The organism is Streptomyces sp. LE64 (assembly GCF_052606915.1).
On record NZ_CP199708.1, the window covers coordinates 3,013,246 to 3,028,731 of the forward strand.

Annotated in this window: 16 protein-coding genes; 3 read left to right on the forward strand and 13 right to left on the reverse strand. The window is 75.4% G+C overall.

Annotated features, from left to right (window positions below; genetic code table 11):
• Window positions 1-5: 5 nt before the first annotated feature.
• From lxmJ to lxmA, 9 genes are all read right to left on the reverse strand, one after another.
• Complete coding sequence (gene lxmJ / locus ACSMX9_RS13675; protein ID WP_445402600.1) at window positions 6-1,049, reverse strand: F420-dependent peptide dehydroalanine reductase LxmJ; 1,044 nt, start codon at window positions 1,047-1,049, stop codon at window positions 6-8.
• On the reverse strand, window positions 1,046-2,380 hold the full coding sequence (locus ACSMX9_RS13680) for a M16 family metallopeptidase (RefSeq protein ID WP_445402601.1): 1,335 nt from the start codon (window positions 2,378-2,380) through the stop codon (window positions 1,046-1,048). Before ACSMX9_RS13680 ends, lxmJ begins: the two co-directional genes overlap by 4 nt.
• Window positions 2,377-3,618, reverse strand: a complete 1,242-nt coding sequence (locus ACSMX9_RS13685) for a M16 family metallopeptidase (RefSeq protein ID WP_445402602.1) — start codon at window positions 3,616-3,618, stop codon at window positions 2,377-2,379. Before ACSMX9_RS13685 ends, ACSMX9_RS13680 begins: the two co-directional genes overlap by 4 nt.
• Complete coding sequence (locus ACSMX9_RS13690; protein ID WP_445402603.1) at window positions 3,615-4,421, reverse strand: class I SAM-dependent methyltransferase; 807 nt, start codon at window positions 4,419-4,421, stop codon at window positions 3,615-3,617. Before ACSMX9_RS13690 ends, ACSMX9_RS13685 begins: the two co-directional genes overlap by 4 nt.
• Window positions 4,418-5,425 (reverse strand): T3SS effector HopA1 family protein, encoded by a 1,008-nt coding sequence (locus tag ACSMX9_RS13695; protein ID WP_445402604.1) that lies wholly within the window; start codon window positions 5,423-5,425, stop codon window positions 4,418-4,420. The genes ACSMX9_RS13690 and ACSMX9_RS13695 overlap by 4 nt, the downstream gene beginning before the upstream one ends.
• Window positions 5,422-6,573 carry a class V lanthionine synthetase subunit LxmK gene (lxmK, locus tag ACSMX9_RS13700; protein ID WP_445402605.1) on the reverse strand — a complete coding sequence of 384 codons (1,152 nt, stop codon included), beginning with the start codon at window positions 6,571-6,573 and terminating at the stop codon, window positions 5,422-5,424. The genes ACSMX9_RS13695 and lxmK overlap by 4 nt, the downstream gene beginning before the upstream one ends.
• The gene (locus tag ACSMX9_RS13705; protein WP_445402606.1) at window positions 6,560-7,603 is read right to left on the reverse strand and encodes a hypothetical protein; all 1,044 of its coding nucleotides are present in this window, start codon (window positions 7,601-7,603) and stop codon (window positions 6,560-6,562) included. The genes lxmK and ACSMX9_RS13705 overlap by 14 nt, the downstream gene beginning before the upstream one ends.
• Window positions 7,600-8,232 (reverse strand): peptide terminal cysteine decarboxylase LxmD, encoded by a 633-nt coding sequence (gene lxmD / locus ACSMX9_RS13710; protein ID WP_445402607.1) that lies wholly within the window; start codon window positions 8,230-8,232, stop codon window positions 7,600-7,602. The genes ACSMX9_RS13705 and lxmD overlap by 4 nt, the downstream gene beginning before the upstream one ends.
• Window positions 8,233-8,386: 154 nt before the next feature.
• The gene (gene lxmA / locus ACSMX9_RS13715; protein ID WP_351238846.1) at window positions 8,387-8,602 is read right to left on the reverse strand and encodes a lexapeptide family class V lantibiotic; all 216 of its coding nucleotides are present in this window, start codon (window positions 8,600-8,602) and stop codon (window positions 8,387-8,389) included.
• Between the two features lie 267 nt (window positions 8,603-8,869).
• Here lxmA and ACSMX9_RS13720 point away from each other — a divergent pair, with 267 nt between their 5' ends.
• Both ACSMX9_RS13720 and ACSMX9_RS13725 read left to right on the forward strand, forming a co-directional pair.
• Window positions 8,870-10,642, forward strand: a complete 1,773-nt coding sequence (locus ACSMX9_RS13720; RefSeq protein ID WP_445402608.1) for an ABC transporter ATP-binding protein — start codon at window positions 8,870-8,872, stop codon at window positions 10,640-10,642.
• A 68-nt stretch (window positions 10,643-10,710) separates the two neighbouring features.
• Window positions 10,711-11,229 carry a hypothetical protein gene (locus tag ACSMX9_RS13725; RefSeq protein WP_445402609.1) on the forward strand — a complete coding sequence of 173 codons (519 nt, stop codon included), beginning with the start codon at window positions 10,711-10,713 and terminating at the stop codon, window positions 11,227-11,229.
• 96 nt (window positions 11,230-11,325) lie between these two features.
• On the opposite strand, the gene ACSMX9_RS13730 is transcribed toward ACSMX9_RS13725, so the two are convergent.
• Window positions 11,326-11,595 carry a helix-turn-helix transcriptional regulator gene (locus tag ACSMX9_RS13730; protein WP_351238840.1) on the reverse strand — a complete coding sequence of 90 codons (270 nt, stop codon included), beginning with the start codon at window positions 11,593-11,595 and terminating at the stop codon, window positions 11,326-11,328.
• Between the two features lie 196 nt (window positions 11,596-11,791).
• On the opposite strand from ACSMX9_RS13730, the gene ACSMX9_RS13735 reads away from it, so the two are divergent.
• Complete coding sequence (locus ACSMX9_RS13735) at window positions 11,792-12,784, forward strand: helix-turn-helix transcriptional regulator (RefSeq protein ID WP_445402610.1); 993 nt, start codon at window positions 11,792-11,794, stop codon at window positions 12,782-12,784.
• Window positions 12,785-12,804: 20 nt separating this feature from the next.
• Here the strand turns inward: ACSMX9_RS13735 and ACSMX9_RS13740 are convergent, their stop codons facing one another.
• The 3 genes from ACSMX9_RS13740 to ACSMX9_RS13750 all read right to left on the reverse strand — a co-directional run bounded on the left by ACSMX9_RS13740 (window position 12,805) and on the right by ACSMX9_RS13750 (window position 15,365).
• Window positions 12,805-13,053 (reverse strand): hypothetical protein, encoded by a 249-nt coding sequence (locus ACSMX9_RS13740; RefSeq protein WP_445402611.1) that lies wholly within the window; start codon window positions 13,051-13,053, stop codon window positions 12,805-12,807.
• Window positions 13,054-13,060: 7 nt separating this feature from the next.
• Window positions 13,061-13,288, reverse strand: coding sequence for a hypothetical protein (locus ACSMX9_RS13745; RefSeq protein WP_445402612.1), 228 nt, complete (start codon window positions 13,286-13,288; stop codon window positions 13,061-13,063).
• 271 nt (window positions 13,289-13,559) lie between these two features.
• Window positions 13,560-15,365: a protein kinase domain-containing protein gene (locus ACSMX9_RS13750; protein ID WP_445402613.1), complete on the reverse strand. Its 1,806-nt coding sequence runs from the start codon at window positions 15,363-15,365 to the stop codon at window positions 13,560-13,562.
• Between the last annotated feature and the right edge of the window lie 121 nt (window positions 15,366-15,486).

Here is a 15,486-nt window from a genome sequence, read left to right on the forward strand (position 1 = left end):
TTCCCTCAGCCAAGCAGGGCGGCGGGCGCCCGGGGGGCGGCGGCGGGGGCAGCATGCTGTTCGGCGGTGGCAGCTTGCTGCGGCCCGGCCGCGCGGCAGGCGGCGAGGACCCGTTCGAGGTCCTCGGCGGCGGCGTGGACGCCTTCGGTGAGCAGCACCGCGGACGGGTTGAGGAGGACCTCGTCGACGCCGGCGCGGCGGTAGCCGCCGAGGGCTTCGGCGATCTCCTCGGGGGTGCCGGCCAGGACGGTGCCGGAGTCCAGCAGGGCACGGGCGGTGCCGGCCGGATCGTGCGGGTCGGTGCGGACGCCGGCCCGGCGCAGCATGTCGGCGTAGTGCGGGGCGGCCAGGTGTTCGCGGGTGGCGGCGAGCGCGAGGCGCCGGGGGTCGCGGCCGGGCCCGGTGACCAGGACGTGCACGGCGGTGGCCACCCGCGGCGGGGCGGGCCGGTCCCGGGCCCCCTCGGCCAGGGCCGGGCACAGGGTGCGGGCGAGGTAGTCGGGCGGGGTCATCCAGGTGATCGCCACGTCGGCGACCTCGCCGGCGGTGCGGGCCATGCCGGGGCGGAGCACCCCGGCGCCCACCTCGACGGGGGCGTGCGGCAGCGGGGCGAGGGAGCCGTGCAGGTGGTGGTCGGGGCCGTCGTGGGCGAGGGTGCGGCCGTCCAGCAGGGCGCGGACGGAGGTCAGGTAGTCGCGGACGGCACGGCGCGGGCTGGCGTAGGGCCGGCCGGTGAGGCCGGCGACGAAGCCGGGGTTGCCGATGCCGAAGCCGGCGACCGCGGGCGCGTCGGTGAGCAGGGCCAGCGAGCGGGCCTGGACGGCGGCCTCGTAGGGGTGGCGCAGCGGCAGCAGGGTGACGGCGGTGCCGACCGGGACGGTGTGGCCCCGTCCGGCGAGGTAGGCCAGGGTCTGGTGGGGTTCGGCGCGGAAGGACTGGCAGAGCCAGAGCCGGCGGGCGCCGGCCCGCCGGGCGACGGCGGCGAAGGGGGCGACCAGCTCGGGGTGGTCGGGCTGGAGCGGGTAGAGCACCGCGGGCAGGGCCGTCACGCTGGGGACTCCGTCTCGTGCGGGTGGTGCCCGTGCGGGACGGGCTGGGGCGGGGCGGACGCGGCCGGGCCGGGCTCGGGCCTCGGTGGGGCGGGCGGGGTGTCGAGGGTGGCGAGGGCGGTGTGCCGGGGGTCGAGGAAACGGGCGGCGGCCTCGGCGACCCGGGCGGGGGTGAGGGCGGTGAGCGCGCTGCGGTGGTCGTCGAGCCAGTGCAGGGGCAGCCCGGCGGCGAGGAAGCCGGCCAGGGCGGTGGCCTCCTCGGCCCGGGTGGCGAGCGCGAACCGGGTGAAGCCCAGGGCGTAGGCCCGGGCCCGTTCGAACTCGTCGGGGGTGGGGCCGTCCGCGGCGAGTTCGTGCAGGCAGCCGGTGACCTCGGCGGCGATCCGGTCGGCCGTGCCGGGGGCGCCGGCGGCCTCGGTCTCCAGCCAGGCGCCGGCCCGGTTCTCGCGGAGGGTGGCGGACACCGCGTAGGCCAGCCCGTGCCGGTCCCGGACGCGGCGGGCGAGCCGACCGGAGGCGTGGCCGCCGAGCACCAGTTGGGCCAGGTGGAGGGCGGCGTCACCGCGGGCGGCGGGCCCGGCGGTGAGCACGAGCGCCTGGGCGGCCTCCGGGTCGGTGAGGCGGGTGCGGCCGGGGCGGGGCTCGGCCCGGGCGAAGGGCGGCAGCACCAGCCCGGAGGGGCCGCCCGACCAGTCCGCGAGCGCCTGCGCGGCGGTGTCCGCGGTGCGCCGCGGGTCGGCGTCCCCGGTGATCAGCAGGACCGATCCAGCCGGGACCACGGCCCGCCGGTGCAGGGCGTACAGGTCGGCGGCGGTCGGCGGGCGGGCGGCGTCCGGGGCGGGCGGGGCGAGCAGCGGGTGGGTGCCGAAGGCGTCGGTGAGCAGGGCGGTGCGCAGCAGGTTCCGCCCGAGCGGGCGGGCGCCGGGGGCGGGCAGCCGGGCGTGGGCGAGGGCGATCTCGCGCTCCTGGTGGACGGGGCGCAGCAGCAGGTCGGCGAGGAGGCCCAGGGCGCCGGGCAGCCCCTCGGCGAGCACCCCCGCCGAGAGCACCAGTGACTCGGGGGTGACCACGGTGGAGAGTTCGGCGCCCAGGTCGGCGGCCCGGTCGGCGATGTCCCGGCGGGTGCGCAGGTGCCCGCCCGGGGTGCGGGCGCCGGTGCCGAGGCAGGCGGCCAGCAGCCGTTGGGCCGCCGCGAGGCGGGGCGCGGTGCGGGCCCACGGCAGGACCAGGCGGATCTCGGCGAGCGGGGCGGCGGGGGTGTGCACGGCCACGAGGCGCAGGCCGTTGGGGAGGGTGTCGTCGGTGTGCGGGCGGTCCGCGGCGGGGGTCATGCGTCTCCATCGCCCAGGGCGGTCAGGGAGCGGGGGCCGGCGAGCAGGCCCCGGGCGGCCGTGGACACCTGCCGTCCGGTGGTGCGGGCGAGCGCCGCGGGCAGGGCGTCGATCCCGCCGGCGTCGGGGAGGAGCAGGGCGAGGTGGCCGTGGGTGACGGCGCGGGCGGTCAGCGAGTCGGCGCCCCGGTGGTGGGCGAGCAGCAGGGCGTTGCGGGCGCGGCGCAGCTCCCCGGCGGTCGGCGGCCGGTCGGCGATCCGGTGCAGGGCGTCCGTCCAGGCCGCGGCGGCCTCCTCGGCGCGGACGCCGGGGGCCCGGCCGAGGACGGCGAGCACGGGTTCGGGGGCGCGGGCGCCGAGCCACTGCCCGTACAGGCCGCAGGTGACCCGGGCGGAGGTGAGGCGGGGGTCGGCGCGGACCAGGGCGGGCAGCCGGCTGCGGCCGAGCACCTCGGCGAGGACCACCCGGGCGAGGTGGGCGGGCAGGTCGTGGGCGGGGGCGGGGAGCAGGTGGCCGAGGGCGACGGCGGGGGCCGGGGCGGGCAGGGGGGCGGTGGCGGTGGGCCGGGCGGTGGTGCGCGGGGGCGGGACGGGGACGGCCACCGGGACGGGCCCTTCACCGGGTGGGAGGTCGTCGAAGAGTTCCCGTATCCGATGGAGCACCGGGGCGGGGTCGACCTCGCCGACGACGGTGAGGGCCAGCGCCTCGGGGCGGTAGTGCCGGCGGACGAAGCCCTCGACGTCGGCGACGGTGGTCGCGGCCAGTTCGGCGGGGGTGCCGTAGGAGTCCCGGCTGCCGGGGTGCAGGGCGCCGAGCACCGTCTCCCAGAGCCGGCCGCCGGCGGCGGCGCCCCGGATCTCCTCGGCGATCACCGCGGTCTCGGTGCGCAAGGTCTCGGCGGCGGGGGCGAAGTCCCGCAGCCGGCGGGCCTCGCCGCGCAGGACGGCGTCGAGCACGGCGGCCGGGGCGACGGTGTGCAGCACCGTGCGGTCGCGGTGGGTCTCCGCGTTGCAGACCCCGCCCGCGGCGGCGACCCGAGCCGCGTGCCCCTCCCCGGCACCGCCCCGCGGGAACATCAGGTGCTCCACCAGGTGGGCGGTGCCGTGCCGGCCGGCCGGGTCCAGATCGCTGCCCGCGGCGACGGTGAGGGCCACCGCGACCAGCCCCCGTCCGTGTCCGGGCCGGGGCTCGACCTGGACCCGCAGCCCGTTGGGCAACCGGTGCTCGTGCAGGGTCATGTCAGCGGTCGGAAGACGGAGACGCACATCTTCCGGCTGTCGCCGCCGTCGAAGGGCTGCTCCCGCCAGCCGGCGTACCGGGCGGTCAGCTCCAGTCGGGCGATGCCGCCGAGCAGGTCGAGTTCGGAGGGCCACAGGTAGCGCAGCACGGTGGTGGCCGAGCGGGGTGCCGCGCCGTCCAGCAGCAGGGTGCTCTGCACCATCATGTTCTGCGAGGCGGGCAGCACCCCGATGGACTCGATCACGGCCCCGCGGTCCGCGACGGGGTGGGTGGCGACCTCGTTGCGCTTCTGCACGTGGTAGTCGCTGGGGTCGAAGGTCTCGGTGACGACGTGGCCCTCCGGCGCGGTGTGCCGGGCGACGGCGTGCATCAGCGCGATCTGCTCGTCGACCGCCATGGCGCAGCAGAGCACGTTGAACGGGGCCAGGACCACGTCGAAGGTGCGGCCCAGGTCGAGGGCGGTGAGATCGCCCAGGTGGGTGGTGACCCGGCCCTCGGGGTCCTTCTCGGCCAGTCGGGCGAGCATGGCCGGGGAGGTCTCCACGCCGTGCACCTCGAAGCCGCGTGCGGCCAGCGGCAGCGCCACCCGGCCGGTGCCCACGCCGAGTTCGAGGACGCTGGCCCCGGGGCGGGCGAGGGTGAGCAGGAAGGCGCCGATGTCGTCGAGGTCGGGGGTGGCCGGGTAGACCTCGTCGTACACCTCGGCGAGGGCCTCGCTGTAGGCGGTGGAGAGCGCGGCGCCGAAGCCGGTGGGCGCGGTGTCCTCGGTGGTCGGCGGGGTCTCGGTGGCGGTGTCGGTCACGTCGGGTCTCCTTCGGCGGGGGCGGGCACGTTGCGGGCGGGGCGCAGCGGGTCGATGCCGGCGGCCCGGAAGGCACGGGCGACCCGCTCGGTGCGGCCGTGGTCGGTGTGATCGGTGGCGTGGTCGGTGGCGTGGTCGATCAGGGCGGTGGCCAGGGCCAGGCAGCGGTGCTGGCCGAAGCTGAGGTCGCGCTGGCCGGGGCGCGGGTCGACCGGGTCCCAGGCGGCGGCGAGCCCGGGCGCCAACTCCTCGGTGAACAGCGACACGTCGGCACCCCGCCCGGGCAGGGGGCGCACGGCCGCCGTGACGGCCCGTTCGGCCGGCTCGTGCGCACCGTGCAGGTAGACCACCAGGGCGTCCCGGCGCGGGAAGTCCTCCGGGTCGGAGAGCACCTTGGCGTGGTAGGCGGCGCCGGCCTCCTCAAGGGCGGTGAGCACCGCCGCCCAGTGCCCGGCTGCCCCTTCGGGGCCGTCGAGGTGGACGAAGAGTCGACGGACCGGTCCGGCGGGGCGGGTCACCGGCCGCGAACCCATCACGTAGAAGAAGCCGGGGGAGAGCGCGGGTCGGGCGGCCTCCAGGGCCAGGCGCACCAGGTCGCCCGGGCCCGGGTCGTCCGGGGCGAGCAACCGGTCCAGGGGGACGCGGGCGGTGATCTCGGGCAACCGCACCACCGCCTGCCCGGCGTCCGGGCGCAGCGCCAACAGCAGGCCCTCGGCGGGCGTCCACCGGTGCGGCACGCCCGCCGCGTACCGGGCCTCCAGGGCCGGGTCCCGGGTGGAGCGCCGGGGGGCGGTCCCCGGGGCCGCCCCGCGCGGGGCGTTGCCCGCGTGGAACTCCTGGTACAGGGCGGTGGTCAGCCGGCCGCGCAGGTCGCGGGGGGAGTCGGCGGAGACCTCCCGGCCGGCGACGACGGCGTGCCGGCCGTCCGGGGTGACGCTGACCCGCCCGAGGGCGTCGAGGAGGTGCGGGGCGAGGGCCGCGGTGACGGGGGCGGGGACGGTCATCGGGGGCTCCCGGTCGGCAGGTGCAGCCGCAGGGTGGCGGCGGCCTCGGTGGGGCGGGTGAGCAGGGTGCGGCCGATGCCGGCGGCGGCCCGGGCCACCGGGCTGAGCGTGGCGTGCGCCTGGGCGGTGGCGATCAGCCGGTCGTAGAGGTGCCAGCCGGCGAACCCGGCGGCGCGTTCGGGGAGTTGCGGGTCGGGGGCGCGCAGCTCCCGGTAGCCCTGCCAGAAGGCGGCGATCCGGGGCAGGTGGCGGCGGATGCCCTCGCCGCCGCGACGCACCACCTCCTCGTGGGTGAAGTCGAAGCCGGTCGGGGGCGCGTCGGCGTCCCCGGCGACGGGGCCGGGGGCGAACACCGAGTAGGTGGCCTGGAAGAGCCACTCGCCGACGAAGGCACCCACGTCCCGGGCCGGGTCGGCGAGCCGGAACTCCTCCCAGTCGCACAGGTACAGCTCGCCGTCGGCCAGGATGAACTGGTCGAACCGCAGGTCGCAGTGGGCCGGGGTGCGGGGCGCGGCCCGTTCCAGGGCGCGCAGCCGGCGCAGCGCCCCGACCGCCCCCGGGTCGTCCTGCACCAGCTTCCAGGCCGCGATCTGGGCCATGCTGCGGTCCTGGAGGGCGCTCCACGGGAAGGCTTCCAGCCACTCCAGCGGCGGCAGCGGGGCGTCCCCGGCGTCGAGTGCGGCGCCCTGCGGGTCGAGTCCGTGCAGGGTGGCCACGGCCCGGCCCGCGGTGCGGCACAACCCTTCGTCGAAGTCGCCGTCCAGGGCGACTTCGGCGCCGGACCGGGCGCCGGACAGCAGTCGGTAGGCGCTGACCGCGCCCGGGCGGTGGGTGCCCAGGTGCTCGGGGAAGCGCAGGGCGGAACCGGTCGGCACCCGGGGGGCGAGCGCCTCGAAGGACAGCGCCCGGTCGAGTTCCCCGCTGCTGCCGTCGGGGTCGCGGGCGACCGTCTTCACGAAGACCCGTTCGCCGCTGGTGGTGCGGCCGGCCCAGTTGTCGTTGCGTCCGCCGTAGCCGGCCAGCCCGTCCGGCTCCAGCCGCCCCAGGCCCAGCGTGTCGAGGAGTTCCCGCACGCCGGGCACGGCGGTCGGGTCGGTGGGTCGGTAGCGCAACAGGGCCGGGCCGCCGGCCTGTTCAGGGGTGCTCATGGGGGTCTCCGGGGCTCGGGGGCAGCGTGGGGCGTCCCTCGTGGTCGATCAGGTCGGCGGTGAAGGCGAGGTACTCCAGGAGTTCCTCGTCCCAGCCCTGGTAGCGGGCGAAGTCCTGCATGTGGACGGCGATCCGGAGCACCGCGCAGCGGCCGGTCAGCACCGGGTCGGGGCCGGGTCCGTAGGCGTCCAGGAGGATCCGGCGCAGCGCGAGCGCGTCGGGCGCCGGCCCGCCGTCCGGGTGCGCGGGCACCCGCCAGGCGAGTTCGGCGAGTTCGCCGAGGAGCCAGCCGAGGTCCAGCTCCGGGCGGCCGGTGCCCAGGTCGGGGCCGGTGAGCAGCGCGGTCCGCCCCCGGTTCAGGGGGGGTATCAGGGCGCCCAGCGAGGCCCAGCCGTGCACCGGCCGCCGGACGCCGTCCGCGGCCGGGCCGCCGGCCTGCTCGGCCCAGTCCAGCAGTCGGGCGGTGCGGTCCGGCCCCCAGAACGCGCGGGCCCGGCGCCGCAGTGCGTCGTCCGAGGCGGCCCAGTCGCGCAGCCGCCGCAGTCCGGGCACCGGACCGGCCTCGGCCGCCGGCGTCCCGTCCCGGTGCAGGGCCCGCAGCCCGCGGGCCGCCGCGCCGAGCGCACCGGCGACCAGGAGGCGGGCCGCCGGACGGAAGTCGCGCAGCCAGCCGGCGGCCGAGGCCGAGCCGTGCACCCGGTACATCAACCCTTCGCCGACCGGGCGGGGCACGACGAGTCGGGCGCCGTCCGGCACCTCGGGCAGGGCCGACGACGGGGGCACCGGCCGGTGCGGCGCGGCATCGGCGCCCGGCCGCTGCCACCACCAGAACGACCCGTCCCCGGCGGACCACACCCGGGTGGTCGCCAGGCCGGTGGCGTACTCGGCCACCAGGTCCGGTCCGCTCGGGTCCACGTCCAGCCCGGTCGGTGCCGGGTCCGGCCCGATCAGGTCCGCGGGGAACGCGGCCGGTACGGAGGCGGACATGGCGGGGGCGGGCATGGCGGAGCCGACGTGCCGTGCCGTCATGGGGATCGCTCCTCTCCTTCCCGCCCGGTCGACGGGTTCCGCTCCGCGCGCCGGGCGGCGGTGCAGAGCGCGAGCAGTTCGGTCAGCGGTGCGGCACCGCCGTCGTCCACCTCGCCGGTGCTGGCGCTGACCGCGGACACGGTCGGCGCCACCACCACCCCGGGCCGGGCCCGCAGCGCCGCCAGATGGCCCTGGACCACCGGATTGCGGTGCGCGGCGGGGGGAAGCGCGGGGGCGACGCCCACCAGGGCGTCGGTGGAGTGCAGGGCCAGCAGCAACGGCGAATCGGCGAGTCCGAGCGCGTAGCGGCTGACGAAGTTCAAGGTGGCGGGGTGCACCAGCACCAGGTCGGGCCAGCGGGCCAGTTCGACGTGCGGCACCGGGGTGCCGGCCTCGTCGCCCCGTCCGTCCGGGCCGCCCCAGTCGTCGACGAGGACCGGACGCCCGCTCAGGACGGACACCGCCTCCGCCGACACGAAACGACGGGCGGAGCGGGTGAGCACGACCCGTAGTTCCCCCTGCCGGGGCGAATTCTTGAACCAGTTGATCCAGAAGGGAAGAAACGCGACGCTGAGCGCCCCGGTGCCCACCAGGAGAATCCTCCGGAATCCGGGATCGGCCTCGCCCAATTCCTCTGTCCGTTCCCTCGAATTCCTTGGACGTCCTTGGACTTCCTTTGACGTCCCGTGCCGCATCGTGATGTCCCTCGTTGCCGGCCGGGGCGGGCCGGCGCCGGGACCCGGTCGGGTCCGTCGCCGTCCCGCCCCGAGGCTCAGGGCGTGGTCAGCACTTGCTCTCGATGGTGCGGGCGGCCAGCGAACCCAGGGCCGCGGCGCACTGCTGCGAGGAACGGGCGCTGATGATGGTGGCGCGGATCGCCCACGGGATGGTGGGAGTGAACGCCGGGCCGGCCTCCTTGCCGTCCGCCAGGCCCAGCTCCTCGGCCGAGGTGTAGGCGGTGTAGCCGTCGAACAGGTCCTGCTCGGTCATGTTCTGCATGGGAGAAAACCTCCGGTAGACGTGCATCCGATAGCGGGCCGCGATCCGGCGTTCAAGCGGCGGCGGAGTTCCGGTGAATTCGCCTTCACCAGAATCCCGTTCGCCTTGCCGGCGACCCGGTGTCCCTTGCGGACATCCACATCCTGACCCAGCGGAATTCCGTCCCGCCATTGGCGTTACCGGCATCACCGCACCCGGCAATTCCCCTTCCGGCATTGCCGCTTGTGCCCATACCGTCGCGCGCGCGGAGGGGATAGAAAGGCAAGCGTGAACACACCTGACGCTGAACAGACTCCGGCTGAGCGGCCCGCCCTGCGTGCGCTGCTCGCCTACGCACGGCCGCACCGCGGGGTCCTCGCCCTGGTGTTGCTCCTCACCCTCCTCGGCAGCGCCGCCGGCCTCGCCCAACCCCTGGTGGTGCAGGACGTCCTCGTCGACCTCGCGGTCGGCGACGGGCTGGCGGACGAGATCCTGCTGCTCACCGCCCTGTTCCTGTTCTCCGTCGGCCTCACCTGGGGACAGGCGTGGTTGAGCGAGCGGACCGCGGAACGCGTGGTGCTCCAGGTGCGCAAGGGACTCATCGCCCGGCTGATCCGGCTGCGCACCGCCGAACTCGACCGGGTCGAACCGGGCAGCCTCACCACCCGGGTCACCTCCGACAGCACCCTGGTCCAACACGCCGCCACCGGCGGACTGATCCAGCTGGTGGACGGCTCCATCCACCTGATCGCCACCATCGTGCTCATGGGCGTGGTGAGCCTGCCGCTGCTCGGCATCACCGCCGCCGTGCTCGTCGTCGTCGGCATCGCCCTGGGCGTGGTGATGCCCCGCATCCGCACCCTCACCACCCGGGCGCAGGAGTCGGTCGGCGAGATCGGCGCCGCCCTGGACCGGGCGCTGGGCGCCGCCCGCACCGTGAAGGCCAACGGCGGCGAGGCCACCGAGACCGCCCGCGCCGGCGCCGCCGCCGAGAAGGCGTACCGGGCCGGCCTGACCGGGGCCCGCTACCAGGCGCTGATCGCGGTCCTCGCCGGTCTGGTCGTCCAGGCGTCCTTCCTCGCGGTGATCGGCCTGGGCGGCGTGCTCGCCGCGACCGGCACCCTCGACCTGGCCGCCCTGGTGGCCTTCCTGCTCTACCTGTTCAACCTGGGCGGCCCCATCGTCTCCCTGGTCGGCGGCTTCAACTCGCTCCAGCAGGGCCTGGGCGCCCTCACCCGGATCGAGGAGCTGAACCGGATGTCCGTCGAGGACGACGTGGACCCCGTGGAGGGCGTGGACACCACCGGAGCCGCCGCCCCGGTCGCCCCCACCGTCACCGTCGCCGGCGCCTCCTTCGCCTACCCGGGCCGCGCCCCCGCCCTGGACGGGGTCGAGTTCACCGCCCCGGCCGGCGGGATCACCGCCCTCGTCGGCTCCTCCGGCTCCGGCAAGACCACCCTGTTCTCCCTGATCCAACGGTTCTACGACACCGACGGGGGACGCATCCTGCTGGACGGCACCGACATCCGCACCCTGTCCCGGGCCGACCTGCGCCGCCGCATCGCCTACGTCGAGCAGGACTCCCCCATGCTCGCCGGCACCCTGCGCGAGAACCTGCTCTACTCCGCCCCGAACGCCACCGCCGAGGAGGTCGCCGAGGTGCTGCACCGCACCCTGCTGACCGACTTCGTGGCCGGCCTCCCGGACGGACTGGACACCGAGATCGGCGCCCGCGGCCTGGCCCTGTCCGGCGGCGAACGCCAACGCCTGGCCATCGCCCGGGCCCTGCTGCGCCGCCCCACCGTGCTGCTGCTGGACGAGGTCACCGCCCATCTGGACGGCCGCAGCGAACGGGCCCTGCGCGCCACCGTCGAACGGGCCGCGCGAGAATGCACCGTGCTGCTGATCGCCCACCGGCTCTCCACCGTCACCTCGGCCGACCACCTGGTCCTCCTCGACCGGGGACGCGTCCTCGACCAGGGCACCCACCGGGACCTGCTGGACCGCAGCGCGTTCTACCGCGAGATGGCGGGCGGCCAACTGGTCGCCGCGACGGCCTGATCCCTCCGCCCGCCGGCGAACACCCCCACCACCGGCGGACGTTCCGACCCCCACCGAAGGAAGCGCACATGAACGACCTGAGCCCCGCCCCGCACCTCACCGAGGACGTCCTGTTCGGCGAGATAGCGGTCCGCATCGAAGGCCAGGAGCGGGTGACCGTGTCCGGGGCGAACATCCCCACCGCCGTCCTGGAACGCGACCCGTCCTCCGAGGTCGACCCGCAGATCGCCATCGGCACCCGCGACGCCGCCCACCTCACCCTCACCCTCGACGGCGTCCCCCTCGCCCTGCGGCCCGGCAAGGGCAGGTTCCGCCGGTCGACGTACCGGGTCCGGACCTCCCACCAGGGCGTGACCCACGTCCTGGTGCCCGACTCGATCCCCAGCAGCAGGTTCACCCGGGACAAGGTGCACCTGGCCGACTTCTCCAACGACGGCGACGAGATCGTCATCGTGGAGTGGCGGGAAGGCGCCTCCCCCGAGCCGGTCGACGCCGCCCTCGGCTACCTGCTCGCCGCGGCCTTCGGCACCGGCGGCTCGCCCGCCTGGATGATGCTGGTCGACGCGGTCAGCGCGGCGCTGCCGTAGCCGCCGCGCACACCCGGAAGGGGGCCGGTGGCCCGGAGCGAACTCCGGGCCACCGGCCCCCTTCCGTCACTCCCGTGACCGTCCGCCCCGCCGGGCCTATCCCGCGGCCCGGGCCGGGAAGTGCGGCCCGGCCGCGAGTTGCTCCGCGTGCAGATGGGACACCAGCGCCGCCTCGAACTTGGAGCGCAGGCTCAGCTTGCGCACGATGCTCGCGGTGTGCGCCCGCACGGTGCGCTCGGCGATGCCCAGGTGCCGGGCCAGCCTCCGGTTGGTCTCACCCGAAGAGAGCAAGCGGAGCACCTCCCGCTCCCGGTCCGTGAGCACGGAGAAATCCAGTGGCCCGTGGACTGCCGGCTCGGTCAACATTCTCACTTCACCCCTCCCCAACTGGCCTTTCGTTCCTCCACAACTGCGTCACAGCCCCTCATGGAACCCCCGTTTCTCCTTTACCGATGTCTTACGATCCCCGTGCGCGACACCATCGCCGCGGCCTGCGACCGGGCCCGCGGACCCGCTGGTGACGGGCGGCACCACACGGCAGCGCCAGCACTTCGGGGGAACAATGAGCGGCAGCAGCATGGCGGTACTCGGTCTCGATCCGACCGCGGAACGCCTCTACCGACACTTCCTGCGCAACCCGCACACGTCCGGCGAGGACGTGCACCTGCTGCACCACGCCCCTCCCGAGGAGGTCACCGCCGCCCGGGAGCGCCTGATCGCCCTCGGACTACTGCGGGTCGACGGAACGGGCGAACTGACGCCCACCGAGCCGGAGCTGGCGGTGGACCGGCTGATCCGCATCCGCCTCCAGACCCTGCACGAGGAGTTGCAGCAGGTCACCCAGGCCCGTCACCTGGTCGGCGAGCTGCGCCGCGAACAGGGCGCCGGCTCCCGGCCCGCCCAGGACGTCGAACGCCTGGAAGTGCTCTCCGAGATCCGCACCCGGATCGACGACCTGGCCTTCTTCGCCCGCGAGGAGATCCTCTCCGTCGAGCCGTACACCGAGTTGACCCCGGAGAACATCGCCCACGCCCGCCCCCTCGACGCCCGTTGCCTGCGCCGCGGCGTCCGCATCCGCAGCGTCATCCTCGGTCGGGCGCTCGACCATCCGCCGACCGCCGCCTACCTGCACGAACTGGCTGCCCAGGGAGCCGAGATCAAGGTGATCGACACACTCTCCGAGCGCATCCTGCTGTACGACCGCCAGACGGTCCTGGTGCCCGCCGACCCCGCCGACACCTCCCGCGGCGCCCTGCTCACCCGGCAACCCGGCCTCGTCGCCAACGCCTTCGCGCTGTTCCAGAAGATCTGGGACGAGGCCGCCGACCTGCCCGGCCCCGAGGGCTCCGAGGACCCGGCCGCCTACCCGCTCTCCGCGGTGGAGAAGCTGGTGCTCGCCGAGATGTGCCGGGTCGGCAAGGACGAGACGGGCGCCCGCAACCTCGGCATCTCGGTGCGCACCTACCGGCGGCACATCGCCGAGTTGCTGCGCGTCCTGGGCGCGGGCGGTCGGGCCCAGGCAGCGCTGTTGGCACGTGAAAGGGGCTGGGTCTGACGGGCCGCGCCCGCCGGGCCTCAGCGGCCCGGCGCGAGCGCCTCCCAGTGCGCTAAGGCCCGGTCCGCGAGGGCCTCGGCGAGCCAGTCCGCCACGGCGTCGGCCCCCCGGTCCCCGGGCGCAAGGACCCGCAACACGATGTGTCCGTCCTCGATCCGCTGGTGACAGCCCCAACCCACCGGCAGCAGCGCCACCAGCCGGATCGACGCGGTCTCCGCCGCCCCTGCCGCGGCGGTTGCGGCGGCCACCCGCACCTCGTGCCCGGCCACGGCCGCCTCACTGCCAACCATTGACGCCCCGCACGTCGTCCAGGGCGGTCCGCAGGGAGTCCCACAGCTTCCCGGACGACTCCACCACCACCGACCAGTGGGCCACCGCCGGGCGGACGTCCGCCGGGGACTCCCACCCGGCGGGCGACGCCTGGGCCGGCGCCACCGCCGCCCACGCCCCCACCACGGCCATCAGTACGGTGCTCCCCGCCCGGACACCAGCCTTGACGCTCATCATCGCCTCCACGAATCGACAGAAGATCGCTGGGAAATCGATGGGAAGAGGTCTTCCCCCCGTTGCTTGCCGGCGAGATCAAGCCTCTCAACGACGCGGTGGCCGAACCACGGCGAAACGTGTCAGCTTCCTGCGCAGGCGGGGGCACTTGATGCCACCGCGGAACGGCCGGTGGGTCCGGCCCCCGGAGTGCCGGGAACCGGACCCACCGGGTCCGCGATGTTCGTGTCGTCCCGCGCGGGTCGAGGGCGCGGGGGTGCTACCGGAGGGGCTACGAGGTGGTCGCGCCCTCGCTGCCGCCGGAGCCGGTGGTGCTGGCACCGCTCGCGCCGCTGGCGCCCGAACCGGCCGAGCCGGTGGTGCCGGAGCCGCCGGAGTCGGTGCCGCCGCCGGTCTCGCTGCCACCGGTCTCGCTGCCACCGGTCTCGCTGCCGCCGTTGGCGCCCTCCGTGGTCCCGGTGGAGGTGCCGCCCTCGGTGGTGCCGGTCGAGTCGCCGCCCTCGGTGGCGCCGCCGCCGGTCTCGCCGCCCTCGGTGGTGCCGGTGGAGTCGCCGCCCTCGGTGTCCGTGGGCGGGGTGGCCGGCTGGGAGGCGCCCTGGGTGGGCTGCTGTCCGCCGTGGGTCTGGCCGCCGCCGCTGGTGCCCGGCTGCTGGCCGCCCGAGGACGGGTACTGGTTGCCGCCGCTGGTGGAGCTGGAACCGCTGCCGCCGCCGCTGCCGGTGCCCCAGTTGTTGGGCTTGCTGGTGGTCGACTCCTCCTCCGGCTCCTTCTCCTTCTCCTTCTTCTCCTCGGGCTTCTCCGACTGGGTCGCCGGAGTCTCCTTCTTCTTCTGCTTGTTGTCCTCGGCGTTGTTGCCGGCCAGCTTCACGGCCAGGGCCACGCCCGCGATCACCGCGATCACCGCGAGGGCGGCCACCACCCACAGGTTGTTCCGGCGGCGCCCGCCGCCACCGCCCTGGGTGTCGTAGCCCTGGTCGTAGCCGCCGTACCCGCCGTCACCGGCCGGACGGACCATGGTCTGCTGGATCTGGGCGGTGCCCGAGTCGGGGTGCGGCAGCGCCGTGGTGGCGGCGACGCCCATCGCCGGGGTGTACCCGCCGTCGTGCCCGGCCACCGGACCGGTGTTCCAGGTGCCGGTGTGGCTGCCCTGCTCGTACAGCATCTGGATGCCGTACTGGATCAGCCCCCGCATCTCCTCCGCGGTCTGGAACCGGTCGTCCGGGTCCTTGGCGAGCGCCCGCATCACCAGGCCGTCCAGCTCCGGCGGCACCCCGTCGGACACCTCGGACGGCGGCACCGGCATGTCCTGCACGTGCTGGTACACCACCGACAGCGGGGTCTCCCCGGTGAACGGGGGCCGCAGCGCCAGCAGTTCGTAGAGCAGACAGCCCGTGGCGTACAGGTCGGACCGGTGGTCGACGGCCTTGCCGAGGGCCTGCTCGGGGGAGAGGTACTGCGGGGTGCCCATGACCATGCCGGTCTGGGTCATGGTCGACTGCGCGCCGTGCAGGGCGCGCGCGATGCCGAAGTCCATCACCTTCACGGCACCGTTGTGGGTGATGATCACGTTCGCCGGCTTGATGTCGCGGTGCACGATGCCGTGCTGGTGCGAGTAGGCGAGCGCCTCCAGCACCCCGGAGACGATGATCAACGCCTGTTCCGGGCCGGGGGCCTCGGCGTTGATCAGCAGGTCGCGGATGGTGCGACCCTCGACGATCTCCATCACGATGTAGGGGACCGTCTGGTGGCCGACCTGGTCCTCGCCGGAGTCGTACACGGCGACCACGGAGTGGTGGTTCAGACCGGCGACCGACTGCGCCTCACGGGTGAACCGGGCCTTGGACACCGGGTCCTCGGCCAGATCGGCGCGGAGCAGCTTCACCGCGACGGTGCGGCCCAAGCGGACGTCCTCGGCCGCGAACACCTCGGCCATGCCGCCCCGCCCCAGCCGGTGGGTCAGCCGGTACCGGCCGTCCCCGACCAGTCCGCCGTTGCCCCAGTTCTCCGGCGCGTCACCCATACCGCCACCAGATGCCTCGGGGTCGGACGGGCCCTGGGCGCGCTGCGTCTGTGCCATGGGTCCTCGCCGTCGTTTCTGCCCGCGTACGCGCGGTGGTTGTTACGGTCTCCGCCGGCCAACGCTACAGCCTCCGCCGGCCGCCACGGTCCGAGATGGACCGGCCATCAAACCCGTAACC

Excerpts from the sequence above, each read along its gene's own strand:
- ACSMX9_RS13745 (WP_445402612.1), bottom strand. The coding sequence starts at position 13,288 with ATGAGCGTCAAGGCTGGTGTCCGGGCGGGGAGCACCGTACTGATGGCC.
- ACSMX9_RS13750 (WP_445402613.1), bottom strand. The coding sequence starts at position 15,365 with ATGGCACAGACGCAGCGCGCCCAGGGCCCGTCCGACCCCGAGGCATCT.
- ACSMX9_RS13735 (WP_445402610.1), top strand. The coding sequence starts at position 11,792 with ATGAGCGGCAGCAGCATGGCGGTACTCGGTCTCGATCCGACCGCGGAA.
- ACSMX9_RS13705 (WP_445402606.1), bottom strand. The coding sequence starts at position 7,603 with ATGACGGCACGGCACGTCGGCTCCGCCATGCCCGCCCCCGCCATGTCC.
- ACSMX9_RS13685 (WP_445402602.1), bottom strand. The coding sequence starts at position 3,618 with ATGACCCTGCACGAGCACCGGTTGCCCAACGGGCTGCGGGTCCAGGTC.
- ACSMX9_RS13680 (WP_445402601.1), bottom strand. The coding sequence starts at position 2,380 with ATGACCCCCGCCGCGGACCGCCCGCACACCGACGACACCCTCCCCAAC.
- ACSMX9_RS13695 (WP_445402604.1), bottom strand. The coding sequence starts at position 5,425 with ATGACCGTCCCCGCCCCCGTCACCGCGGCCCTCGCCCCGCACCTCCTC.
- lxmA (WP_351238846.1), bottom strand. The coding sequence starts at position 8,602 with ATGCAGAACATGACCGAGCAGGACCTGTTCGACGGCTACACCGCCTAC.
- ACSMX9_RS13725 (WP_445402609.1), top strand. The coding sequence starts at position 10,711 with ATGAACGACCTGAGCCCCGCCCCGCACCTCACCGAGGACGTCCTGTTC.
- lxmK (WP_445402605.1), bottom strand. The coding sequence starts at position 6,573 with ATGAGCACCCCTGAACAGGCCGGCGGCCCGGCCCTGTTGCGCTACCGA.
- ACSMX9_RS13730 (WP_351238840.1), bottom strand. The coding sequence starts at position 11,595 with ATGTTGACCGAGCCGGCAGTCCACGGGCCACTGGATTTCTCCGTGCTC.